Source organism: Streptomyces sp. NPDC127092 (assembly GCF_042722475.1).
Classification (GTDB): Bacteria; Actinomycetota; Actinomycetes; order Streptomycetales; family Streptomycetaceae; genus Streptomyces.
Genome location: NZ_JBHXFE010000002.1, coordinates 1 through 25278 on the forward strand (window position 1 = coordinate 1; position 25278 = coordinate 25278).

Consider the following 25278-nt stretch of genomic DNA (forward strand, 5'->3'; position numbering starts at 1 on the left):
CAGAGCGCGTAGTCCGCGTACTGCACCGGCAGCGGCTGCCAGTCGGGCGCCGCACCGTCGCGGCGGGCGCCGTAGGCGGCGGCCAGGTCCCGCAGCAGGGGGTCCATGGAGAGGCCGTCGCCGGCGATGTGGTGGAGGACGAGGACGAGCAGGTGCTCGTCGGCGGCGAGCGGGAACAGGTGGGCCCGTACGGGCACGTCGGCGGCGAGGTCGAAGGGGACGGCGGTGCAGTCGGCCAGGGCGGCCGCCGGGTCGGCGGGCCGCGTGGTGCGGCGGTCGAAGGTCACCCGGGCCTCGGCGGGCGGGAGGATCCGCTGCCGGGGCTCGCCGTCCTGCTCGCCGATCAGCGTGCGCAGGATCTCGTGGCGGGCGACGAGGTCGCCGAGGGCGAGTTCCAGGGCGGCCGGGTCGAGCGGGCCGGTGACGCGCAGGGCGAGCGGCAGGTTGTAGAGGGCGCTGGGGCCCTCCATGCGGTCGATCAGCCAGAGCCGCTGCTGGGCGAAGGAGAGCGGAAGGCGTTCCGGGCGTTCGCCGGCCGTGAGTGCGGTCCGGGTGCCGGTGCCGTCCAGGCGCTGGGCGAGACCGGCCACCGTGGGCGCCTCGAAGACGTCGCGGACGTCGATGTCGGCGGCGAACACGGTGCGGACGCGGCTGACCAGCTTCATGGCGAGCAGCGAGTGTCCGCCGAGGGCGAAGAAGTCGTCGTCGACGGCGAGCGGGCCCGGCGCGCCGAGCACCTCGGCGAACAGGCCGCCCAGCAGTTCCTCGCGTGCCGTGCGGGCGGCCCGGCCGCCGGTGAAGAGCTGGAGGTCGGGGGCGGGCAGGGCACGCCGGTCGACCTTGCCGCTGCCGGTCAGGGGCAGCGCGTCGAGGGTGACGACGGCCGCGGGGACCATGTGGGCGGGGAGTGCGTCGGCCACGAACCTGCGCAGTTCCAGGGCGAGTTCGGGGCTCGGTGCGGTGACCGCGCAGTGGGCGACCAGACGGCGGTCGCCGTCCTCGGTCTCGTGCGGGGTGACGACGGCCTGGCGGACGGCCGGGTGCCGGGTCAGCGCCTGCTCGACCTCGCCGGGCTCGATGCGGAAGCCGCGGATCTTGACCTGGTGGTCGGTGCGGCCCAGGTAGTCGATGCGGCCGTCGCGGGCGTGGCGGACCAGGTCGCCGGTGCGGTACATCCTCTCCCCGGGTGCGAACGGGTCGGCGACGAAGCGCTCGGCGGTCAGCGCCGCGCGGCCGAGGTAGCCGCGGGCCAGGCTGTCGCCGGCGAGGTAGAGCTCGCCGGGGACGCCGGCGGGGACCGGGTTGAGGTGCTCGTCGAGGACGTAGGCGCGGGTGCCGAGGACGGTGTGTCCCATGGTGGGGCGCTCGGCTTCGCCGTAGGCCTGGAGCAGGGTGTCGACGGTGCACTCGGTGGGCCCGTAGAGGTTGTGGCCGGTGGTGGCGGGGGCCTCGCGCAGTCGGTCCCACAGGGCCTGGCCGACGGCCTCGCCGCCGAGCAGCACGACGCGCGGCGCGGGCTCGTCCAGCAGGCCTTCGGCGACGAGCTGTTCGGCGTAGGTGGGGGTGAACTGCACGGCGTCGATGCCGGCGGTGCGGAAGTGGCGGACCAGGGCGGCGGGGTCGCGGCGCAGGTCCTCGCCGATCAGGTGCAGCTCGTGTCCGGCGACCATCCAGAGCAGGCCGTTCCAGGAGGCGTCGAAGCAGAGGGAGGCGGTCAGGGCGGCGCGCAGCCGGCCGTGGGTCCGCTCGGGCTCGCCGAAGGTCTCCGCACGGTGGGCGGCGAGCAGGCCGGCGATCGCACCGTGGCTGACCACCACGCCCTTGGGGCGGCCGGTGGAGCCGGAGGTGTAGATGACGTACGCGGCGTGGGACGGCGTCACGCGGACGGGCGGGGCGACGGCGGGCCGGCCGGCCCAGTTCTCCTCGGCGGCGTCCAGGACGGTGAGGCCGTCGAGGGCGTCGGGCAGCGGCCAGCCGGCGGCGGTGAGGACGGCCGCCGGGCGGGCGTCGGCCAGCATGTGGGCGGTGCGCTCCCGCGGGTAGTCGGCGTCCAGCGGCAGGAAGGCCGCACCGGCCTTGAGCACGGCCAGCTGGGCGACCACGGTCCCGGCCGAGCGGGGCAGGGCGAGGGCGACCACGTCCTCCGGGCCGACGCCGGAGGCGATCAGACCGTGGGCGAGGCGGTTGGCGCGGGCGTCGAGCTCGGCGTAGGTGAGCCGGGTCTCCTCGCACACGAGGGCCGTGAGGCCGGGCGTGGCCTCGGCCTGGGCGGCGAAGGCGGCCGGGACGAGCGGCAGTCCGGCGGGCAGGGGGCGGTGGCCTGAGAGGAGCTCGGCGCGCTCGCCGTCGGCCAGCAGGTCGGCGCGGCCGATCCGGTCCTGGGGGCGGGCGGTGACGGCCGTGAGGAGCCGGCCGAAGCGGGCGGCGACGGACTCGACGGTCTCCCGGTCGAACAGGTCGGTGGCGAAGTCGATCGCGCAGTCCAGTCCGGCGGGCGCTCCGTCCGGGCCGAAGAACTCCTCCAGCGTCACGTTGAGGTCGAACTTGGCGACGCCGGTGTCCGCGGGCAGCGCCTCCGCCCGCAGGCCGGCCAGTTCCGGTTCGGCGCCGTCGTTGGACTGGAGGACCATCGCGACCTGGAAGAGCGGGTGGCGGGCCAGTGAGCGGGCCGGGTTCAGCTCCTCCACCAGACGCTCGAACGGCACGTCCTGGTGCGCGTAGGCGCCGAGGCCGGTCTCCCGTACGCGGCCCAGGAGTTCGGCGAAGGTGGGGTCTCCGGAGGTGTCGGTGCGCAGCACCAGGGTGTTGACGAAGAAGCCGACCAGGTCGTCCAGGGCCTCGTCCGAGCGGCCGGCGACCACCGAGCCGATCGGGATGTCGCTGCCGGCGCCGAGCCGGGTCAGCAGCGCGGCGAGGCCCGCCTGCAGGGTCATGAACATCGTGACCCGGTGCTCCCGGCTCAGCTCGACGAGGGAGCGGTGCAGTTCGGCGTCGAGGGGCAGGGCCACGCGTTCGCCCCGGTGGTCGGCGCGGGCGCCGCGCGGCCGGTCGACGGGGAGCGTCAGCTCCTCGGGCAGGTCGGCCAGGTTCTCGCGCCAGTAGGCCAGCTGACGGGCGACCAGGCTGTCGGGGTCGTCCTCGTCGCCGAGCAGCTCTTGCTGCCAGAGCGCGTAGTCCGCGTACTGCACCGGCAGCGGCTGCCAGTCGGGCGCCGCACCGTCGCGGCGGGCGCCGTAGGCGGCGGCCAGGTCCCGCAGGAGCGGGCCCATCGACCAGCCGTCGCCGGCGATGTGGTGCAGGGCGACGACGAGGACGTGGTCCTCGGGGGCGACCCGGAGCAGGGTGACCCGTACGGGAGGTTCGGCGGCCAGGTCGAAGGGGCGGCGGGCCGCCCGGTCGATCTCGGTGTCGACCGACTCCGGGGCGCAGTCGCGCGGTGCCACCGGGAGCGGGACGTCGGCGGGTGCCAGGACCAGCTGGTGGGGCTCGCCGTCGTGCTCGGCGATCACGGTGCGCAGGATCTCGTGGCGGGCGACCAGGTCGCCGAGGGCGCGTTCCAGGGCGGGCGGGTCGAGCGGGCCGGTGAGGCGCAGCGCGAGCGGCATGTTGTAGAGCGCGCTCGGTCCCTCCATGCGGTCGATCAGCCAGAGCCGCCGCTGGGCGGAGGAGAGCGGAAGGCGCTCGGGGCGGTCGCCGGCGGTGAGGGCGAGCCGCGCCCCGGCGCCGTCCAGGCGCTGGGCCAGGCCGGCCACCGTCGGCGCCTCGAAGACGTCACGGATGCCGAGTTCGGCGCCGAGTACCGAGCGCACCCGGCTAAGCAGCCTGGTGGCGAGCAGTGAGTGCCCGCCGAGGGCGAAGAAGTCGTCGTCGGCGGAGACCTGGCCGGTCACGCCGAGCACCTCGGCGAACAGGCCGCAGAGGATCTCCTCGGGCGCCGTACGGGCCGCGCGGCCGCCGGTGGCCACGGCGAAGTCGGGAGCGGGCAGCGCGGAGCGGTCGAGCTTGCCGTTGACGGTGAGCGGCAGCGCGTCGAGCGTCACGAACGCCGCCGGGACCATGTGGTCCGGGAGGGAGGCGGCCGCGTGGGCGCGCAGTGCGGCGGGGTCGATCGCGGTCCGCGTGACGACGTGGGCGGCGAGGCGGGTGCCGGCCCCGCCGGCCGCGCCGGCCGCCCCTTCTTCGTACGCCAGCACCGCGGCCTGGAGGACGTCGGGGTGGCCGGTCAGGACGGTCTCGATCTCGCCGAGCTCGATCCGGAAGCCGCGGACCTTGACCTGGTGGTCGGTGCGGCCCAGGTACTCGACCCGGCCGTCCGGACGGCGCCGGACGAGGTCGCCGGTGCGGTACATCCTCTCGCCCGGCGCGAACGGGTCGGCGACGAAGCGCTCGGCGGTCAGCGCCGGCCGGCCGAGGTAGCCGCGGGCCAGGCCGGCGCCGCTCAGGTACAGCTCGCCGGGCACGCCGGGCGGTACGGGCCGCAGGCCGGCGTCCAGGACGTGGGCGCGGAGGTTGGGCAGCGGGCGGCCGATCAGGGGGCGCGGGTCGCCGTCGAGCCGGTGGTGGAGGGCGTCGACGGTGCACTCGGTGGGGCCGTACATGTTGAGCACGGCGGTGTCGGGGGCGGCGGTGAGGGCGGTCCACAGGCTCTGCCCGACGGCCTCGCCGCCGACCATGAGGAGGGCGGGCGGGCAGCGGTCGAGCAGGCCCTCCTCGACCAGTCGCTGGGCGTGGCCGGGGGTGACGTCGAAGACGTCGGCGCCGGTGTCCTCGGCGTAGCGGACGATCGCGGCGGCGTCGCGGCGCAGGTCGTCGTCGAGCAGGTGGAGTTCGTGTCCCGCGACCATCCACAGCAGCGTTTCGAGGGCGGTGTCGAAGGAGAGCGAGGCGGTCTGGGCGAACCGGAACCGGCGTCCCGGGCGGGCCTCCCGGGCGGTGGCGACGGTGACGTCGCGGTGGAAGGCGAGCAGGTTGGCGAGGCCGCCGTGGCGGACCACCACGCCCTTGGGCCGGCCGGTGGAGCCGGACGTGTAGATGACGTAGGCGGCGTGCGACGGGCCGACGCGGAGGGGCGGCGTGTCGGCGGGCTGCGCGGCCCAGTGCTCCTCGGCGGCGTCGAGGACGGTGAGGCCGTCGAGCACCTCGGGCAGCGGCCAGCCGGCACCGGTGAGCACGGCGGCCGGGCGGGCGTCGGCCAGCATGTGGGCGATCCGGTCGCGCGGGTACTCGGCGTCCAGCGGCAGGAACGCGGCACCGGCCTTGAGCACGGCGAGGACGGCGACCACGGATTCGGCGGAACGCGGCAGGGCGAGGGCGACCACGTCCTCGGGGCCGACGCCGGAGGCGATCAGGCCGTGGGCCAGGCGGCTGGTGCGGGCGTCGAGTTCGGCGTACGTCAGGCGGGTGTCCCCGAACACCAGGGCGGTGTCGCCCGGGGTCGCGGCCGCCTGGGCGGCGAAGGCCGCCGGGACGAGGACGCCGGCGCCGGGCCGGTCGGTGTCGTGCCACTCCGTGAGCGCGGCCCGGCCGGTCTCGCCGAGGACGTCGAGCTCGGCGACCGGGCGGTGCGGGTCGTCGGCGGCCTGGGCGAGCAGACGGGTCAGGGCCTCGGCGAGCCGTTCGGCGGTGGCACGGTCGAACAGGTCGGTGGCGAACTCGAGGCCGCCTTCCAGGCCGGCCGGGCTGCCGTCCGGGTGGTGGCGTTCGGAGAGGTTGAGGGTGAGGTCGAAGGCGGTGGTGGGCAGGCCGAGGGGCTCGTAGGCGGCACGGGTGCCGGGGAGCTCCGGGCCGCCGCCGCCCGCGGTGTTGTCGAACGCGATCATCACCTGGAAGAGCGGGTGCCGGGCCAGCGTGCGGGCCGGGTTGAGCTCCTCGACGAGACGCTCGAACGGCACGTCCTGGTGGGCGTACGCGGCCAGGTCGGTCTCCCGTACCCGGGCGAGGAGTTCGGCGAACGTGGGCCGGCCGCCGAGGTCGGTGCGCAGCACGAGGGTGCCGGCGAAGAAGCCGACCAGCTCGTCGAGGGCGGGGTCGAGACGGCCGGCCAGCGGGGTGCCGACGGGCAGGTCGTCGCCGGCGCCGAAGCGGTGCAGCAGGGTCGCGTAGGCGGCCTGGAGCACCATGAAGAGGGTGGCTCCGTGCGCGACGGCAAGCTCGGTGAGCCGCGCGTGCAGCGCGGCGTCGAGCTCCAGCGGCACGACGTCGCCGCGGTGGCTCGCGACCGCCGGGCGCGGCCGGTCGAGCGGGAGCGGCAGCTCGTCCGGAAGTCCGGACAATGCCTCGCGCCAGTAGGCGAGTTGGCGCGAGATCGGTGATTCGGGGTCGGTGTCGTCACCGAGCAGCCGGTGCTGCCAGAGGGTGTAGTCGGCGTACTGGACGGGCAGCGGCTCCCACGCGGGCCGCTCGCCGCCGAGCCGGGCGGTGTAGGCCTCGGCGAGGTCGCGGAAGAGCGGCCGCAGCGACCAGCCGTCGCTGGCGATGTGGTGCATCACCAGGAGGAGGACGTGCTCGTCGGGCGACTCGGGCCGCAGGTAGGCGTGCAGCGGGATGTCGGCGGCCAGGTCGAAGGTGTGGCCGACCAGCTCCTCCACCGGGCGGTCGGTGACGGTGAGCAGCGGGGCCGGTGGCGCGGGCAGGACCCGCTGGTACGGGATGCCGTCGTGCGCGCCGAAGACGGTCCGGAGCGATTCGTGGCGGGCGACGACGTCGCCGAGCGCGCTCTCCAGGGCGGCCGGGTCGAGCGGGCCGGTGAGCCGGAGGGCGAGGGTGACGTTGTAGGTGGTGGCGGGGCCTTCGGCCTGGCCGAGGAACCACAGCCGGCGCTGGGCGAAGGAGACCGGCAGCCGCTCGGAGCGGGGCTCCGGGCGCAGGGCGGGACGGGCCGGGTCGGTGGCGAGCCGGGCGGCGAGGGCGGCGACGGTCGGGGCCTGGAAGAGGTCGCCGATGGCGAGTTCGGCGCCGAGCTCGGTGCGGGCCCGGCCGATGAGGCGGGTGGCGAGGAGGGAGTGGCCGCCGAGTTCGAAGAAGTCGTCGTCGATGGTGATGTCGTCGATGCCGAGGATCTCGCCGAAGAGGACGCACAGGGCGCGCTCGCGCTCGTCGCGCGGGGCGCGGCCGGCGGTGTCGGCGGCGAGCTCGGGCGCGGGCAGCGCGCGCCGGTCGACCTTGCCGTTGGCGTTGAGCGGCAGGGAGGGCAGGACGACGACGGCCGAGGGGACCATGTAGCCGGGCAGGGTGGCGGCGGCGAACTCCTTGAGCTCCGCGGCGAGTTCCGCGTTCTCGTCGTGCCCGCCGTTCCTGCTGCTCTCGTCGTTCTCCTCGTGTACGGAGACGGTGACGGCGCAGTAGCCGACGAGCCGGGTGTCGCCGGGGCGGTCCTCGCGGGGGATCACGATGACCTGGCGGACGGCCGGGTGGCGGGAGAGGACGGCCTCGATCTCGCCGAGCTCGATCCGGAAGCCGCGCAGCTTGACCTGGCCGTCGATCCGGCCGAGGAACTCGATCGCGCCGTCGGTCCGGCGGCGCACCAGGTCGCCGGTGCGGTACATCCGCTCCCCGGGCGCCGAAGGGTCGGCGACGAAGCGCTCGGCGGTGAGCGCGGCCCGGTTCCAGTAACCGCGCGCCAGGCCGGCGCCCGCCACGTACAGCTCGCCGGGGACGCCGGGCGGGACGGGCCGCAGCCGGGCGTCGAGGACGTGGGCGCGCATGTTGTCGAGCGGGCCGCCGATCGGCGGCCGCGGGCCGGCCAGGTCGGCGGGCACGAGGTGGTGGTGGGTGGCGAAGGTGGTGGCCTCGGTCGGTCCGTAGACGTGGGCGAGGAGCAGGTCGGGGCAGTGGTCGAGGACGCGGCGCATCAGGGTGCCGGAGGCGGCCTCGCCGCCGGTGCAGACGGTGCGCAGGGCGCGGAAGGTCTCCGGGGCCTGCTCGGCGACCAGGTCGAAGAGCGCCTTGGTGAGGAAGACCGCGGTCACCTCGTGCCGGGTGACGACGGCGTGCAGGGCGGCGGCGTCCAGGCTGCCGGGCGGGGCGACGACGACCGTGCCGCCGGACAGCAGCGGTGTCCACAGTTCGTAGGTGGCGGCGTCGAAGGCGTGCGGGGAGTGCAGCAGGATCCGCCGGTGCCGGCCGTCCTGCCAGCGGCGGTCGGCGGCGAGGTCGACGACGTCGCGGTGGCGGACCGCGACGCCCTTGGGCGTACCGGTGGAGCCGGAGGTGAACATCACGTACGCGAGCCGGTCGGGGTGGACGGCGACGCCGGGGTCGTGCGCCGGGGCGGCCGTCTCGTCGCCGGGGCGGACCACGGCGGCGGTGTGCGGGAAGCCGGGGTCGGCCCGGTCGGTGAGCAGGACGGGAGCGGCGGTGTCGGCGAGGAGCGCGGCCATGCGCTCCGGCGGCAGACTGGCGTGCATCGGGACGTAGCAGCCGCCCGCCTTGAGCACGGCCAGGGTGGCGACGACCAGGTCGACGGAGCGTTCCATCAGCAGGGCGACCGGGGACTCGGGGCCGACACCGGAGGCGATCAGGTGGTGGGCGAGCCGGTTGGCGCGGGTGTCGAGCTCGGCGTAGGAGACGGTGCCGCCGTCGTGGGCGAGTGCGACGGCGTCCGGGGTACGGGCGGCCTGGGCGGCGAACAGCTCGGGCAGCGAGCCGTACGGGACGGGCGCGGCGGCGGCGTTCCACTCCTCGCGCAGGCGGTCGTGCTCCTCGGGCGCGAGGATGTCGAGGGTGCCGATCGGCGCCTCGGGGTCGGCGGCCGCGGCGGCGAGGAGCCGGCCGAGGCGCTCGAAGAGGGTGGTGACGGTGGCACGGTCGTAGAGGTCGGCCGCGTACTCGACGGAACCGGTGAGGCCGGCGGGGGCGCCGTCGGCGGTGCGCCGCTCGGTGATGCCGATGTTGAGGTCGAACTTGGCGACCCGCAGCCCGAGCGGTTCGGGCTCCGACTTGAGGCCGGGCAGGCCGAGTTCGCCCTCCTCGTGGTTCTGCAGCACGAGCAGGGTCTGGAACAGCGGGTGGCGGCCGAGGGCGCGGGCCGGGTTGACCTCCTCGACGAGACGCTCGAACGGCACGTCCTGGTGGGCGAAGGCGTCGAGCTGGGACTCCCGCACCCGGCCGAGGAGTTCGGTGAAGGCCGGGTCGCCGGAGGTGTCGGTGCGCAGCACCAGGGTGTTGACGAAGAAGCCGACCAGGTCGTGCAGGGCCTCGTCGGAGCGGCCCGCCACGCCGGTGCCGAGCGGGATGTCGGTGCCGGCGCCGAGCCGGGTGAACAGCGCGGCGAGACCGGCCTGGAGGACGGAGAACAGGGTGGCGCGGTGCCGGCGGGCGAGGTCGGTGAGGGCGGCGTGCAGCTCGGGGCCGTAGTGGAACGGTACGGCGTCCGCGGCGCCGGTCGGGGCGGGCGGCCGGGGGCGGTCCACCGGCAGCTCCAGCTCCTCCGGCAGTCCGGACAGGCCCCCTCTCCAGTAGGCGAGCTGACGGCTCATCAGGCTGTCGGGGTCGGTCTCGTCGCCGAGGAGTTCCCGCTGCCAGAGGGCGTAGTCGGCGTACTGGACCGGCAGCGGCTCCCAGTCGGGTGCGGAGCCGGCGAGGCGGGCGGTGTAGGCGGCGGCGAGGTCGCGCAGCAGCGGGCCGAGCGACCAGCCGTCACCGGCGATGTGGTGGAGCACGAGGAGCAGCACGTGCTCGGCGTCCGCCGGCGGGCAGGGCCCGGCGGTGGGTGCGGTCGTGGGCCCGGCGGTGGGAGCGGTCGTGGGTGTGGCTGAGGGCGTGGCGGTGGGCGTGGCCGAGGGCGTGGCGGTGGGTGTGAGCGAGAAGACCGTGACCCGGAGGGGCAGTTCGGTGGCCAGGTCGAAGGTGCGGGCGGCGGCCCGGTCCCGCAGGTCCGGGTAGTCGCCGGGCGCGCAGCTCACCGACTCGAAGGCGATCCGCGCCTCCGCGGACGGCAGGATCCGCTGCACCGGGACCCCGTCGGCCACCGGGAACACGGTGCGCAGGGCCTCGTGCCGGGCGACCACGTCGGCGGTCGCCGCGCGCAGTGCCTCGATGTCGAGCGTGCCGCGCAGGCGGACCGCGAACGGCAGGTTGTAGAGCGCGGTCGGCCCTTCGATCTGGTCGATCAGCCAGAGACGCTGTTGTGCGTACGAAACCGGGATCACGGTGCTTCCTCTGCTCACGTCACGGCGTGGATGGTGGTCGGATCGCCTCAGGCGGGGACGGCGGTGGACGGGTTCGCCGTGCGGTCGGCGGTGGGGTCCACCGTGGGCCTGCAGTCCAGGAGGTCCACGGGCCGGCCCATCGCGACGGCGATCTTCCGGTCGCCCCGGTACGGGTCGCGGCCGTGCGCGCAGAGCACGTTGTCGACCAGCATCACGTCGCCGGTCTGCCAGGTCTCGCGGACGGTGGCGGCGTCGTAGGCCGCGTTCAGGGCGTCCACGTCCTCCCGCGACAGGGGCTCGCCGTCACCGAGGCCGGTGTTGAACGGCAGCCCGTCCGGGCCGAACTCGTCGACCATCGCCTCCCGGATGTCCCGGTCGAGCGACCACTCGTTCCAGAAGGCCAGGTGGTTGAACCAGACCTCCTCGCCGGTGTGGGGGTGGTGGATCGTGGCCGAACGCAGCTGGCTGGTGCGGAGGTTGCCGTCCGGACGCCACTCCCAGGCGATGCCGTTCTCCCGGCAGTACGCCTCGACGTCGGCGCGGTCCTCGGTGCCGAAGGCGGTGCGCCAGCCGAGCGAGACGTAGTCCGAGTAGTTCCGGGTGAGCGTCCAGCCGGAGGACCGGCCGCGCGCCGCCAGGTGGTCGGGCAGCCCGGCGAGGACCTTGCGGACGTCGGCGGTCGGGGTGGCGCCGCCGGTCTCGGGCGCCGTGAGGCAGGCGAAGAGCAGCCGGCCGGGGAAGGTCAGGGTGTAGCTGTTCTCGTTGTGCATGCGGATCGACTGGGCGGGCGGCAGGTCGGTGGACGAGAAGACGCCGTCGCCGAAGTCGCTGCGCGGGGTGGCCTTCTCCCGGTACGGGGTGGGCTCGGGGATCAGCACGTCGCGGACGGCGGCGACGTCCGCCGCCTGCGCGACCGGCAGGCCGCGCAGGAAGATCGTGCCGTGCTCGTGCAGGGCGGCGGTCAGCGCGGTCTCGTTCTCGCGCAGCCAGTCGCAGGCCTCGGTGAGGTCGGCGGTGGGCGGCACGTGGGTGAGGGCCGGGCGGCCGGGGTTCAGCTCCCAGGTCGGCATGGCGGCGCTCACCGCTGGTCGAGGGTGGCGAGCAGGCTCGCCGGGCGGATGTCGGTCCAGTTGGTCTCGATCCAGTCGAGGCACTCCTGGCGGGGGGCCTCGCCGTGGACGGTGGTCCAGCCGGCCGGCACGTCGATCCAGACCGGCCAGAGCGAGTGCTGGTTCTCGTCGTTGACCAGGACCAGGTAGCCGGCGTTGTCGTCCTCGAACGGGTTGCTCATGGTGGTCTCCGTAGGGTGATCGGTGGTCCGGGGTGCGATTCGAAGGTATGGGCGCCGCGACGGCAGGAGCGGCACAAGCTCCGGCAGGTGAGCGGCAGTTGGCGCACTGCCGCCGGGCACGGTGCCGACGGGGTTGCCGCCGGTCGCGGTGTCGACGGGCGCGGTGTCGACGGGTGCGGTGCACGCGGGTCCTGCGCCGCGGGCGCACGGCGCCCGGGGTGGCGGGGCGGGCGGCTCATCGGCGGACGAGGCGCACGGGGAAGCGGTCCAGGCCGAAGTTGATGATCGAGCGGTTGTGCTCGACCGGCCCGGCGGGCTCGATGCGGGCCGCCTTCTCCAGCGCGGCCGAGTACAGGGCGCTGAGCTCGGCCTTCGCCAGCGGAGCACCGATGCAGTAGTGGGCGCCCAGGCCGAGGGCCAGGTGCTTGTTGGGCGATCGGTCGAGCAGGATCTCCTCGGGCCGTTCGAAGGCCTCCGGGTCCCGGTTGGCGGACCACACCCACACCGCGACCCGGTCGCCGCGCCGGATCTGCCGGCCACCCAGCTCGATGTCCCGGGTGGCCGTGCGCAGCGTGTGCAGACCCACCGAGGTCCAGCGCAGCAGCTCGTCCACGGCGGAGTCCATGGACACCTCGCCCCGTTGCAGTTTCCGCCACAGGTCGGGCCGCTGGACGAGGGTGTGCAGGCCCATGGCGGCGGTGTGGCGGACGGTCTGGACACCGCCCACCACGATGTTGTCCAGGTTGAGCACGACGTCCTCGACCGGCAGGAGTCGTCCGCCGACCTTGTACGTGGCCATCATCGAGATCAGGTCGTCGCGGGGGTCGGAACGGCGCAGCATCACCTGGTGCAGCAGGTACGGGATCAACTGCTGGTGTCCCGCCCGGCGTTCCTCCGGCGTACGGCCGAGGAAGGCGACGTCGCAGACCCGGACCACCATGTCGCGGTCCTTCTCGGGCACGTCGAGCAGGTCGCACATGACGGCGAGCGGCAGCGCGGAGACCACGTCGACGAGGTCCACCTCGCCCTGCTCGACGGCCCGGTCGAAGAGCTCGCCGGCCCGCTCGGCGATGGAGCGGGCGGCGCCCCGTACCCCGCCCTTGGAGAAGAAGGGGTTGGCGGGGGCGCGCAGTTCGCGGTGGCGGGGCGGGTCGGTGAGCGCCATCATCCGTCCCGAGCCGACGGGCACGTTGCCCTCGCCGGCGCCGAGCAGCGAGCCGGACTCCGAACTGAACACGGCGGCGTTGCGCAGGACGTCCGCCGACTCCTTGTAGGTGAGCACCGACCACACGGGGCCGTCGTCGACCGTGTCGGTGAGGTGGACGGGCGCTTCACGGCGCAGTTCGGCGACGAGGCCGGGGGTGTCGGGCCGCGCCCACAGGCCCGGGTCGGTGAGGTCGACGGCGGTGGTGGTGAGGGTCGGCATCAGTGCTCCTTGGGGGCGGTGGCGGACGGGACGGGGGTGGATGCGGCGGTGGTGGTGGCGGTGGTGGAATCGACGCCGTCGGTGGACGTGGGGTCGGGGCCAGGAGCGGCTCCAGGTGTCTGGCGCTGCGTCAGGAGAGCGCGGAGGAGGTCGTCCGGTCCCGGCCGGTCCACGGTGGCGAGCAGGTGCCCGCCGGGCACGACGCCGTGGTCGAAGGCACCTCGGGTGTGGTCGGCCCAGCCGGACAGGCGGGTGGTGGCGAGCATCGGGTCGTCGGCTCCGGCCAGGGCGTACAGCGCGGAGCCGATCGGCGCGTGCGGGCGGTGCCGGTAGGTGGCGCTGACGGCGAGGTCGGTGCGGATGGCCCCGAGGGCGAGCTCGGCCAGGTCCGGATCGGCGCGGACCAGCTCCTCCAGACCGGTGAGTCTGAGGAGTTCGGCGGCGTCGAGGTTGCCGGTCTCCCGCTCCTCCCACTCGGCGGGGCTGGGTGCGCCGGCCACGACGACCAGCTCGGGGCGCCGGTCGGCGGGCAGTGCGCGGGCCACCTCGTAGGCGAGCAGGGCGCCGAAGCTCTGCCCGTAGAAGGCGAACCTGCCGCCCTCGCCACCGGTCAGGTGCGGGGTCAGCGCCTTGGTGACGTCGGCCACCAGGGCGTCGAAGTCGGGCGGCATCGGGTGCCGGCCGCGTCCGCCCCTGGCCGGCGGGCGCAGCGCCCACACCTCGGCGGCGGGAGCGAGGGCGCGGGCCAGCGGGCTGTAGGCGGTGGCGTCCCCACCGGCGTGCGGGAAGCAGAACAGCCGGACGGGGCGGTGGGGCTGGGGCGCGGGGACCAGCAGCCAGTCGCCCTCGACGCGGGGGCGGGCGGTCCGGGCGGCCGGGGCGTGGAACGCGGTGGTCAGGGTGGTCATCGGACGGCCGCCCGGCGGGCGGTGAGGGCGGGGCGCGCGGCGGCGGGACCGGCCGCGGCGGCGCGGCGGACGGCGGCGGTGAAGTCGGCCAGGTCGACGGCGTCAAGGAGGTGCCGGAGCTGGAGTTCGACGCCGAGCCTGCGGCGCAGGAGGTGGACGACGCGGAGGGCGGCGAGCGAGTGGCCGCCGAGGGAGAGGAAGTCGTCGGTCGGCTCGACGGCGGGCACCCCAAGCACGGTGCGCCAGACCTCGGCGACCTGCTCGTCCACTCCCCCGTGCGCGTCCGGCGTGCCCGTGCCCGTGTCCGGGGCGGCGGCCGTGTCCGAGGCCGGGGCCGGAGCCGGGGTGGGGGCGGAAGCGGGGGCCGGAACGGGAAGGGCCCGGTGGTCGACCTTGCCGTTCGGGGTGAGCGGCAAGGCGTCGAGGACGGTCACGGTGGAGGGCACGAGGTGGGCGGGCAGGGCGCGGCGGAGCTCGGCGAGCAGGTCGGCGGGGCGGACCACGGCGCCCCCGCCGCCAGCCGCGCCGGCAGCCTCGGCGGTGACGTAGCCGGCGAGGCGGTGGTCGCCGGGCGCGGCCTCGTGGACGGTGACCGCGGCGGCGGTGACTCCGTCCAGGGCGGCGAGCGCGTGCTCGACCTCGCCCAGCTCGATCCGGAAACCCCGCACCTTGACCTGGCGGTCCACCCGGCCGACGTACTCGAGCAGTCCGTCGGCGGAGCGGCGGGCCTGGTCTCCGGTGCGGTACATCCGGGCGCCGGGCTCCGTGGCGAACGGGTCCGCGACGAACCGGCCCGCGGTCAGACCCGGGTGACCCGGGTACCCGTGCGCCAGGCCGGGTCCGCCCAGGTACAGCTCGCCGACCGCGCCGACTCCCGTGACCGGCGCGAGCCGGTCGTCGAGCAAGTACACGCGGACGCCGGGCAGCGGCTCGCCCAGGTGCGGGCCGGGACCGGTGATCGGTGCGGTGATCGCGTCGACGGTGCACTCGGTGGGCCCGTACAGGTTGAGCGCGTCGATCCCGCCGTCGGCCAGTTCACGCCAGGTCCGGGCGGGCACGGCCTCGCCGCCCATGAAGAGTCGCGGCACGCGGGCGCCGGCCAGCGGTTCGCGGAGCAGTTGCCAGTGCGAGGGCGTCAGGTCGAGGTCGGTGACGCCGTACTCGGCGAGCAGCCGCACGAGACGGACGGGTTCGGCGCGCTGGGCGTCGTCGATCACCACAAGGGTGTCGCCGCGGCAGATCCGGATCCACTGCTGGACGGAGGCGTCGAAGGAGACGCTGGCGTTCCAGGCGACGACTCCCGCCTCCGGCCGGTAGGCGCCGCTGCGCTCCAGGGCGGCGGCGAGGTCCGCGACGGCGCCGTGCGACACCTCCACGCCCTTGGGACGACCGGTGGAGCCGGAGGTGTAGATGACGTACGCGGAGTCGAGCGGGTGCGGCGTGAACGCGGAGGCCGGAGCGGCCTCGGCGTCCGGGCGCAGCACCGGGACGCCGTCCGGTACGGGGGGCGCGGCGTCCGCGCTGATGACGGCGGCGAGCCGTGCGTCGGCGGCCATGAAGCCGATCCGCTCGGCCGGGTACGCCGGGTCGAGCGGCACGTACGCGGCCCCCGCCCGCCAGACGGCGAGCAGCGCGACGGGCAGGTCGGAGGTACGGCCGAGGTGCACGCCGACCCGGTCCCCGCGCCGCACACCGGCCGCCCGCAGGGCGCCGGCCAGCGCGGCGGTGCGGCGGTCAAGACCGGCGAAGTCGAGGCTGCCGTCGACGGCGTGCACGGCGGTGCGAGCCGGGTGGGCGGCGACAGCGGCACGCAGCCGGGCCAGGAGATCGACGGCGGGGGTGTCGGTGACAGAGGCCGCAGCGGTGGCCGGCTCGGCGTAGGTGGTCATGTGAGGGCACTCCTCGGTGGTCGGTAATCGGTGCTCGGTGGTCGGTGGGGTGGGTGAGTTGAGGGAGGGAAGGGCTGATCACGATGTGGGGGCGCCGTCGCGCCGGAGCGGCGGGCGGCGGGTGCCGGCCGGCGGACGTCGGCCGCCTGCGTCTCGCGTGGCCGGCCGACGCCAGGCCGGCGGGCCGCCAGGTCCACGGGCTGACGGTCCCGCTCCCCCGCTCGCTCCGTCAGAGGTCGCCGGCCAGGCTCGTCAGCGCCGCCTCGTACGCGTCCATGAACTCCTCCGCCGTGGCGTCGTCCACCACCGCGCGCTGGTGGTCCACGGCGAGCAGCACGCGGTGCGAGACGGGGTCCTGGATCAGGGAGGCGCCGAAGGCGAAGCTGTTGGGCTCGTGGCGGAGGGTGGGTTCGCAGCCGATGCGGGCGTCTTCGATGCGGGCCGCGCTGAGGCGGCCGAGGGCGTGGAAACGCAGGTAGCCGAACTGGCTGTCGAGGGCGGTGTCGGCCATCATGCGGGCCAGGCGGGCGAACGGGACCCGGCGGTGCGGCATCATGTCCAGTTCCTCGCGGTGGACGTGGCGTACGAGCTCCGCCAGGTCGTCCCCGGGCTCGGCGACGAGCGGGACGGTGTTGAGGAACAGGCCGTACACCTCGGTGCCGCCGAGCCGTTCGAGCCGGCCGTTGGTGGCGAGGCCCGTGGTGACCCGGCGCCGCCCGGTGATCCGGGCGAGGGCGTGGAGGTGGGCGGCGAGGGCGACCGACTTGACCGGCACGGCGAGCGCGTCGGCGACGGCGCGCAGTTGTCCGGGGGCGTCGGGCAGCACGCGTTCCACGGTGCGGGGCAGTTCGTGGACGTCCTCGCTGCCGGGCCAGAGCTGGCCGGTGGCGCCGTCGAGCCGGCGCTGCCAGTACGCCAGGGATTCCTGGTCGGCGGCGGCCTCGCGTTCCACGGCGACGAAGTCGCGGAAGGCGGTGCGGGGCGGCGGGGTGGGGGCGGAGGCCGGGTCGGCGGCGAGCGTGGTGTGCCGTTCGAGGATTTCGGTGAGGAGCGAGGTGAAGCTCCAGCCGTCGAGGATGGCGTGGTGCTCGGAGATCGTGAGCTGGAAGGCGTCGTCGGCGAGGCGCTGTGCGGTGATCCGGAAGAGCGGTGGTGCGGTGAGGTCGAAGGGCCGGTCCCGGTGGTGCTCGAAGACGGTGCGGATCCGTTCGTCCTGCTGCTCCTCGCTCGCGCCGCGCAGGTCCGCGAACTCGACAGGGGCGGCCAGCGTCCCGTGCACGAGCTGGAGCGGTTCTCCGTAGCCGGAGAGGTCGAGTCCGGTGCGCAGGACGGCGTGCCGGGCCATGGCCTCCTCGACCGAGCGGCGCAGGGCGGTCTCGTCGAGGTCTCCGGCGATCCGGTAGGAGTTGACGTTGTGGTAGCTGTCGGTGCCGCCGGCGACCTCCATGTGGAAGACCATGGAGAGCTGCATCGAGACCATCGGGTAGGCGTCGACGATCCCGGGCGGGAGGTCGGCCCGGTCCTCCTCGTCGATCAGCGCGAACGGCCGGCCGGCGTCGGGATCGGCGGCCACCGGGCGGGCCAGCGGCAGGAGTCCGGCGACGGTGGGGGCGTTGAAGACGTCCCGCAGGGTGACCTGCCAGCCGCGGTCGTGCAGGGCGCCGGCCAGCTGGACGGCGCGGATGGAGTCGCCGCCGAGGTGGAAGAAGTCGTCGTGGACGCCGATCCCGGCGACGCCGAGGACGTCTGTCCAGACGCCGGCGAACAGTTCCTCCTCCGGGGTGCGCGGCTCGACGTGCCGGCCGGTGGCGGTGGCGGCCGCGGCCCGGTCGGGCGCGGGCAGCGCGGCCCGGTCGACCTTGCCGTTGACGGTGAGCGGGATCGCGTCCAGGACAGTGACGGTCGCCGGGATCATGTACGCGGGCAGGGTGCGGCCGAGGAAGTCCCGGAGTTCCTGGGGTTCGGCGGGCGTGCGTCCCGTGACGTACGCGGCGAGCCGGTCCTCGTGGACGGTGACCACGCAGGCGTCGACGTCGGGATGGGCGGCGACGGCGTTCTCGATCTCGCCGAGTTCGATCCGGAAGCCGCGCAGCTTCACCTGGAAGTCCGCCCGGCCGACGTATTCGAGGCCGCCGTCCGGCAGCCGTTTCGCCACGTCGCCGGTGCGGTAGAGCCGGGCGCCCGGCGGGCCGTAGGGGTCGGCGACGAAGCGGCCGGCGGTGAGGCCGGGGCGGCCCCAGTAGCCGTGCGCGAGGCTGCCGCCGCCGATGTACAGCTCGCCGGGGACGCCGGGCGGGCACGGCCGCAGCCAGTCGTCGAGGACGAGCGCGGTGAGGTGCGGCATGGGTGCGCCGACGAGGCTGCGTTCGAAGCCGGTGCCGCCTTCGGCGACGTCGTGGACCGTGACGTGGACGGTGGTCTCGGTGATGCCGTAGAGGTTGCAGAGCCGGGCGGGCGGCAGCGGGTCGAGTTCGTGCCAGCGGCGGACGACGGCCGGGTCGAGGGCTTCGCCGCCGAGCATGATCCAGCGCAGGGCGGGCAGGGCGCGCGGCCGGCGGCGCAGCGCCGGCTCGAGCTGGCGCAGGGCGGAGGGCGTGAGGCAGAGGTGGGTGACCGCTTCCTCGTCGAGCAGTCCGGCGAACTCGTCGGGCGAGCGGCTGGTGAGGTAGGGGACGACGACGAGGCGGGCGCCGTGCAGGAGGGCGCCCCAGAGCTCCCAGACGGTCCAGTCGAAGGCGTAGCTGTGGAAGAGGGTCCAGACGGTGTCGGGGCCGAAGCCGAAGTGGTCGCGGCCGGAGTCGAGGAGCCGGCTGACGTGTTCGTGGGCGACGCCGACGCCCTTGGGGCGGCCGGTGGAGCCGGAGGTGAAGATGAGGTAGGCGAGGTCGCCGGGCCGGCCGGCCGCGGGCGGCCGGACGGCCGGGCGGGTGGCGATCTCCGCCGCCCGGGCGGCGAGGTCGAGGGTCTGCCAGGGGCCGTCGGGGGCCCGGTCGGGCCGGTCGGTGAGGACGAGGGTGACGGCGGTGTCGCCGAAGACGAGGGCCGCGCGGTCGGCCGGGGCGGCGAGGTCGACGGGTACGTAGGCGGCGCCGGTCTTGAGCACGGCGAGGATGGAGACCGGGACGGCAGCGGTGCGTTCGAGGAGCAGGCCGACCCGGTCACCGGGGCGCACTCCGCTGTCGATCAGGGTGTGGGCCAGGCGGTTGGCCCGGGCGTCGAGTTCGGCGTACGTGAGGGTGGTGTGCTCGTCGCTCACGGCGGGCCGGTCGCCGTGCGCGTCGGCGGCCCGCTCGAAGACGTGGTGGAGGCAGTCGCCCGGGTCGAGCCGGGCGGGTCGGTGGGGGCGGCCCGCGGAGGTGAGCCGGAGCACGGTGGTGTCCGGGTCGGCGAGGGCGGCGTCGAGGAGGTCGGCGTAGTCGGCGGCGAGCCGGCGCACGGTGGCGGCGTCGAAGAGGTCGCTGCTGTACTCGGCCTCGCCGCGGAGTTCGCCGCCGCCGGTTCCGCCCTCGGTGGCAGCGGTGCTGTCGGTGCTGTCGAACACCGACCAGGTGAGGTCGAACTTGCTGGTGCCGTTGGAGCGGTGACCGCGTACGGCGGTGGCGGCGCCGAGCGCGAGCGGCGTGCGGTCCTCGGCGTGGGCGCCGAACACCACCTGGACCAGCGGCGGGTGCTGCGGGTCGCGGGTGGTGCCGAGCAGGTCGACCAGCTGGTCGAAGGGGACGTCGAGGTAACCGAAGGCGTCGAAAGTGCCGTCCTGGACGTCGGCGAGGAGCCCGCGGAAGGTGGCGTCGGGGGCGAGCCGGACGCGCAGCGGCAGGAGGTTGACGAAGTAGCCGAGGAGATCGGCGAGTTCGGGACGGTCGCGGGTGGTGACCGGGGTGCCGACGATCAGGTCGTCGGCGCCGGTCCAGCGGTTCATGAGGAGGGCGAAGGCGGCGAGCTGGACGGTGAACGGGGTGACGCCCTCCTGTTCGGCGAGGGCCCGGACCCGGGCAGCGGTGCCGGGGGCGAGGTCGAAGGGCTCGGTGGCGCCGCGCGGGCTGCGCTCGGCGGGCCGCGGCCGGTCGCCGGGCAGTTCGAGCAGGGTGGGGGCGCCGTCGAGGGTCTGCTTCCAGTGGGCCAGGTGCTCCTCGTACGAGGTGTGGTGCCCCTCCTCCGCCCAGTCGGCGTAGCGGGTGGTGAGCACCGGCAGGTCGGGCTGCCCGCCCTCGCTCAAGGCGCGGTAGAACGTGGTGAGTTCGCGCTCGAAGAGGTCGGCCGACCAGCCGTCCCAGACGATGTGGTGGACGACGAACAGGAGCGTGGTGCGGTCGTCGGCGAGCCGGAAGGCCTCGGCGCGCAGCAGCGGTCCCGTGGTCAGGTCGAAGGGCCGGGCGGCCCGTTCGGCGATCAGTTCCTCGGCGCGCCCGGCCCGTCGGGGTTCGGGCAGGGTGCGGAGGTCGGTGACGGCGAGCGGTACGGCCAGGGCGGGGTGGACGCGCTGGCGCGGGCCGTCCTCGCCGAGCTCGAAGGTGGTGCGCAGCACCTCCTGGCGGGCGACGACGCTGTCGAGGGCCCGCTGGAGCAGCGCGAGGTCGAGCGGGCCGGTGACGTCGTACGTCCAGGGGGTGGTGTACGTGGCGTCCTGCGGGTTCCAGCGGTCGAGGAACCAGAGTCCGCGCTGGAGGCCGGAGACGGGGGCGGTACGGGCGGGGCCGGCCGGAGGCGTGGTCGGCGGCGCTGCGGGCAGGTCGGCGGACGGGGTCACGGCCTCGTTCCCTTCGGTCGGCGGGTGGGTGTCGCGGGGCTGCTGGCCCGGGTGTCGTGTCATCGCGCGGCCAGCCGTTCCGCGATGGCGCCGACGGTCCGGCCGCGGAAGACCACCTGGGGCGGGACCCGGGTGCCGGTCTGCCGGGAGAGGTGCATGGAGACCCGTACGGCGGCCAGCGAGTTGCCGCCCAGCCGGAAGAAGTCGGCGTCGGCGCCGGGGTCCTCGGCGAGTTTCAGGACGGTGCGGACAGCGTCGGCGACGAGGCGCTGGTCCGGGGTCAGCGGGTCGGCCTGGGCGGTCCTGGGGCGGTGGGCGGGAGCGGGCAGGGCGCGGCGGTCGGCCTTGCCGTTGGGGTTGAGCGGCAGGGTGTCGAGGACGTCGAGCGTGGTCGGCACCATGTGCTCGGGCAGCAGCGCGGCCAAGTGGTCGAGCAGCGCGTCCGGTTCGGGCGCCGCCGGGCCGGCGGCGGTCACGTACGCGGCGAGCCGCCGGTCGCCGGGGGCCGGCTCGTGGACGGTGACGGCGGCCTCGCGTACGGACGGGTGGCGGGTGAGCGCGTCCTCGATCTCGCCGGGCTCGACGCGGAAGCCGCGGATCTTCACCTGGTCGTCGACGCGGCCGGTGATCTCCAGGACGCCCTGCGCCGTGCGGTGGCCGAGGTCGCCGGTGCGGTAGAGCCGCTCGCCGGGCGCGCCGAACGGGGAGGCGACGAACCGTTCGGCGGTGAGGCCGGGCCGGCCGACATAGCCGAGGGCGAGCCCGCCGCCGGCCGCGTACAGCTCGCCGGAGGTGCCGTCCGGCACGGGGCGCAGCAGCTCGTCGAGGACGTGGATGTCCTTGCCGTGCAGGGCGCGGCCGATCGGGATGGAGGCGCCGGAGGCGTCCTCGGGGGTGGCGCGGTGGCAGGTGGTGAGGCCGAGGCTCTCGACGGGGCCGTAGCCGTTGGCGACGACGAGCCGCGGGTACTGGTCGAGGGCCTTGCCGACGTGGGTGACGGAGGCCCGCTCGCCGGCGGTGAAGGCCACCCGGAGGTCGTCGTACGTGTCGGGGAACTCTTCGAGGAGGAAGTTGAACAGGCTGGCGGAGAGCTGGAGCTGGGTGACTCCGTGGCGTCGGGTCAGCTCGGCGACGGCCTGCGGGTCGGGCCGCTGGCCGGGCTGGAGCACGCACACGCCGCCGAAGGCCAGGGCGCCGTACAGCTCCAGGGCGAAGGCGTCCCAGGAGACCGGGGAGCACTGGAGCCAGATCTCGTCGGGTCCGAAGCGGGCGTAGTCCTGGCCGAGGTAGGTGGTGGTGAGCGCGCGGTGCGGGACGGCGACGCCCTTGGGGCGGCCGGTGGAGCCGGAGGTGAACATCACGCAGGCGAGGTCGGCGCCGGTGACCGTCAGGCCCGGGTCGTGGCCGGGCCGGGCCGCGACGGCGGCGGCCTCGGCGTCCAGGTCGAGGTGGCGGGTGACCGGGAACGGCGGGCTCGTCTCGCGGTGGGTGACGAGCAGGGCGGCGCCGCTGTCGGCGACAGCGCCGGCCAGCCGTTCGGCCGGGAAGTCCGGGTCGAGCAGGGTGTAGGCGGCGCCGGCCTTGAGGGCGGCGAGCAGGGCGACGACGAGGTCCGGTCCGCGTTCCACCAGGACGGCGACGGTGTCGCCGCGCCCGATGCCGAGGCCGCCGAGGTGGTGGGCGAGGCGGTTGGCGCGCTCGTTCAGCGTGCCGTAGTCGAGGCGGTCCTCGCCGGAGACCAGGGCGAGTGCCCGCGGGTGGCGGGCGGCCCGGTCCTCGAACAGGGTGTGCACGGGCGCCTCGACGGCGGCGGCGAGCGTGCCGAGCCAGGCCTCGCACAGCTCGGCCATGGTGCCGGGGTCGAAGAGGTCGGAGTCGTATTCGAAGCGGCCGGTGAAGTCGGTGCCGCGGTCGTCGACGGAGATCGACAGGTCGAAGCGGGAGACCGGGTTGGAGTGGAGCTCGCGGGTGACCTCGGTGCCGCCGACGGTCAGCGGGCGGGTGTCGAGCGGGTGGAGTTCGAGGAGCACCTGGCAGAGCGGGTTGCGGTCCTCGCTGCGGTCGTCGGGGCGGTCCGCCATGACGGCGCCCGCGATGGCGTCGAAGGGTGCCTCCTGGTGGCGGTAGCCGTCGATGGCCACCTCGCGGACGTGCCGGACCAGGTCGCGGAAGTCCATGGTCTCGTCGAGGCGGACGCGCAGCGGCAGCAGGTTGACGAAGTATCCGATGAGGGCGTCGAGTTCGGAGCGTCCGCGGACGCTCACCGGGGAGCCGAGGACGAGGTCGCGGCGGCCGGTGCGGCGGTGCAGGGTGAGTGCGAGTCCGGCGAGGAGGACCATGTACGGCGTCGCATCCTCGCTGCGGGCCAGGGCCCGGACGGCCTCCGCGACCGGGCGGGGCATGGCGAAGCGGTGGAAGGCGCCGCGGAAGGCCTGGACTTCGGGGCGGGGCCGGTCGGTGGCGAGGACGGGTTCGGTGGGCGCGTCGCGCAGGTGCTCGCGCCAGTGGTCGAGCTGCCGTTCGGCGGCGCGGTCCCGCTGCTGCCAGGCGCTGTAGTCGGCGTACTGGACGGGGAGTTCGGGCAGGCCCGCGGGGCGGCCGGTGGCCAGGGACTCGTACAGGGCGGCCAGTTCGGTCTCCAGGACGGGCAGTGATCCCTCGTCCCAGACGATGTGGTGGCAGAGCAGCAGCAGGGTGGAGGTCTCGCCGGTGCGGTAGAGGTGGGCGCGGACGAGCGGGCCGGTCTCCAGGTCGAAGGGGACGAGCGCGGCCTCGGCGATCAGCCCGTCCAGGGCGTCGGCGGTGGTCTCCCGGACGGTGAACGGCAGTTCGACGGAGGGGTGGACGATCTGCCGGGGGCCGTCCTCGCCCAGCTCGAAGGTGGTGCGCAGCGCGCCGTGGCGGGCGACCACGCCGGCCAGGGCGCGGCGGAGCAGTTCCGGGTCGACCGGTCCGGCGAAGCGGAAGACCCAGGGCACGACGTAGGTGGGCGCGCCGGGGTTCCATTGGTCCAGGAACCACAGGCCGCGCTGGAAGTTCGCGAGCGGCGCCTCGGTGGCGCCGGTCGGGACCAGCTCGGGGCGCTCGCCGGCGTCGGACGCGGCGGTGACGGCGGCGGCGAACTCGGCCAGGGTGGGTGCGTCGAAGATGGTGTACGGGGAGATCATGCCGAACACGTCGAAGACGCGGCCGACCACGCGTACGGCGGTGAGGGAGTCGCCGCCCAGGTGGAAGAAGTTGTCGTCGGCGCCGACCTCGGGCACGCCGAGGACATCGGCCCAGACGGCGGCGATCAGCTGCTCGGCGGGGGTACGGGGCGGGCGGCGGCCGGCGGCGGGCGCGGCGGGTACGGCCCGGGGCTCGGGCAGCGCCGAACGGTCGACCTTGCCGCCGGTGGTCAGCGGGAAGGCGTCCAGGAGGGTGACGGTGGCCGGGACCATGTGCTCGGGAAGCCGCTCGGCCAGGTGGGCGCGGAGTCCGGCGGCGTCGGGCGGCGGGGCGGTCGCGGCCGTGGTCACGTAGGCGGCGAGCCGGCCCTCGTGCGCCACGACGACCGCTCCGGCGACGTCCGGGCGGGCGGCGAGCAGCTGCTCGATCTCGCCGGGCTCGACCCGGAAGCCGCGGATCTTCACCTGGTGATCGGCGCGGCCGACGAACTCCAGCGGGGCGTCGGCAGCGGGCCTGCGGACCACGTCGCCGGTGCGGTACATGCGGGCGCCGGGGTCCGCCGCGAAGGGGTCCGCGACGAAGCGGCCCGCGGTCAGGGCGGACCGGCCGTGGTAGCCGGAGGCCAGCAGCGGCCCGCCGAGGTACAGCTCACCGGGCGTGCCGGGCGCCACCGGCCGCAGCCGCTCGTCCAGGACGTAGGCGCGCCGGTCGCCGAGCGGGCGGCCGATCGGGACCGTGCCCGCCCGGAGGTCCTCCCCCGCGGCCGGGCCGGTCAGTTCGTGGACGGTGGCGGTGACGACGGTCTCGGTCGGCCCGTAGGCGTTGAGCAGCGGGACTCCGGTGGCGGCCCACCAGCCGGCGGCGGCGTCCGGGTAGAGCCGGTCGCTGCCGGAGATCATCAGGCGGAGCGTGCGCGGCGCCGCGCGGCCGTCACGCAGGGCGGTCACCAGCTCCTGGAAGTAGCCCGCTGCCACGTTGGCGACGGTGACGCCCTCGGCGTCGAGGAGGTCCAGCAGGGCCGCGGGTGCCATGAGCTGCTGCTCGGGCACGACGATGCGGGCGCCGGCCCAGAGTGCGGTGAGGACCTGCTCGACGGCCACGTCCACGGTCGGGCGGGCGAAGTGCAGCACCACGTCGTCCTCGGTGAGCCCGAAGCGCTCGACGGCGGCGGTCAGGTGGCCGGTCAGCGCGGCGAGCGGCACGTGGACGCCTTTGGGGCGGCCGGTGGTGCCGGACGTGTAGACGAGGTAGCCCGCGGTCCGGGTGAGGTCTTCCGCTCCGTCGTCGCCGGGGCCGTCGGCATCCCCGGCGTCGCCGGCCCGGTCGGGCGGGGTGGACACGACGAGTTCGACGAGCTCGCCGTCGGTGTACGCGAGGGTGGCGCCGGCGTCCTCGCGGATCCAGCGGTTGCGCTCCTCGGGCGCCTCCCGGTCCAGCGGCAGGCAGACGGCGCCGGCCCGGAGGGCGCCGAGCAGACCGACCACGTGGTCGAGCCGGTCCCTGCCGGTGACGGCGATCGTCCGCCCGGGTGCGATCCGGGCGGCGAGGGCGCCGCTCAGCTCGTCGAGGTCCCCGTAGGTGACGGTCCAGGAACCGATCCGTAGCGCCGGGCGGTCCGGAAACCGGCGTGCGACGGATATGAAGGGAAAACCGTGAGATTCCATCATCCAACCCCGATGAATCGACGAAGCTACGGGCAGT

The 25278-nt window shown here is 75.2% G+C and carries 7 protein-coding genes and 1 pseudogene; all 8 read right to left on the reverse strand.

Translation table 11 applies throughout. The features are described 5' to 3' along the window. Positions 1-10145: pseudogene (locus ACFWJO_RS01760) on the reverse strand (amino acid adenylation domain-containing protein); the annotation flags it as partial. A gap of 50 nt (positions 10146-10195) precedes the next feature. Next, complete coding sequence (locus ACFWJO_RS01765; protein ID WP_386863088.1) at positions 10196-11218, reverse strand: TauD/TfdA family dioxygenase; 1023 nt, start codon at positions 11216-11218, stop codon at positions 10196-10198. Positions 11219-11226: 8 nt separating this feature from the next. Continuing rightward, complete coding sequence (locus ACFWJO_RS01770) at positions 11227-11439, reverse strand: MbtH family protein (RefSeq protein WP_386862853.1); 213 nt, start codon at positions 11437-11439, stop codon at positions 11227-11229. A 235-nt stretch (positions 11440-11674) separates the two neighbouring features. Then, positions 11675-12865, reverse strand: a complete 1191-nt coding sequence (locus ACFWJO_RS01775) for a cytochrome P450 (protein WP_386862854.1) — start codon at positions 12863-12865, stop codon at positions 11675-11677. Further along, positions 12865-13773 (reverse strand): thioesterase II family protein, encoded by a 909-nt coding sequence (locus ACFWJO_RS01780; RefSeq protein WP_386862855.1) that lies wholly within the window; start codon positions 13771-13773, stop codon positions 12865-12867. The genes ACFWJO_RS01775 and ACFWJO_RS01780 overlap by 1 nt, the downstream gene beginning before the upstream one ends. Next, positions 13770-15662 carry a non-ribosomal peptide synthetase gene (locus tag ACFWJO_RS01785; protein WP_386862856.1) on the reverse strand — a complete coding sequence of 631 codons (1893 nt, stop codon included), beginning with the start codon at positions 15660-15662 and terminating at the stop codon, positions 13770-13772. Before ACFWJO_RS01785 ends, ACFWJO_RS01780 begins: the two co-directional genes overlap by 4 nt. A 229-nt stretch (positions 15663-15891) precedes the next feature. Next, positions 15892-20472 carry an amino acid adenylation domain-containing protein gene (locus ACFWJO_RS01790; protein WP_386862857.1) on the reverse strand — a complete coding sequence of 1527 codons (4581 nt, stop codon included), beginning with the start codon at positions 20470-20472 and terminating at the stop codon, positions 15892-15894. Beyond that, entirely contained in the window at positions 20469-25244 is a 4776-nt protein-coding gene (locus ACFWJO_RS01795) for an amino acid adenylation domain-containing protein (protein ID WP_386862858.1), read from the reverse strand. Before ACFWJO_RS01795 ends, ACFWJO_RS01790 begins: the two co-directional genes overlap by 4 nt. Positions 25245-25278: the final 34 nt, after the last annotated feature.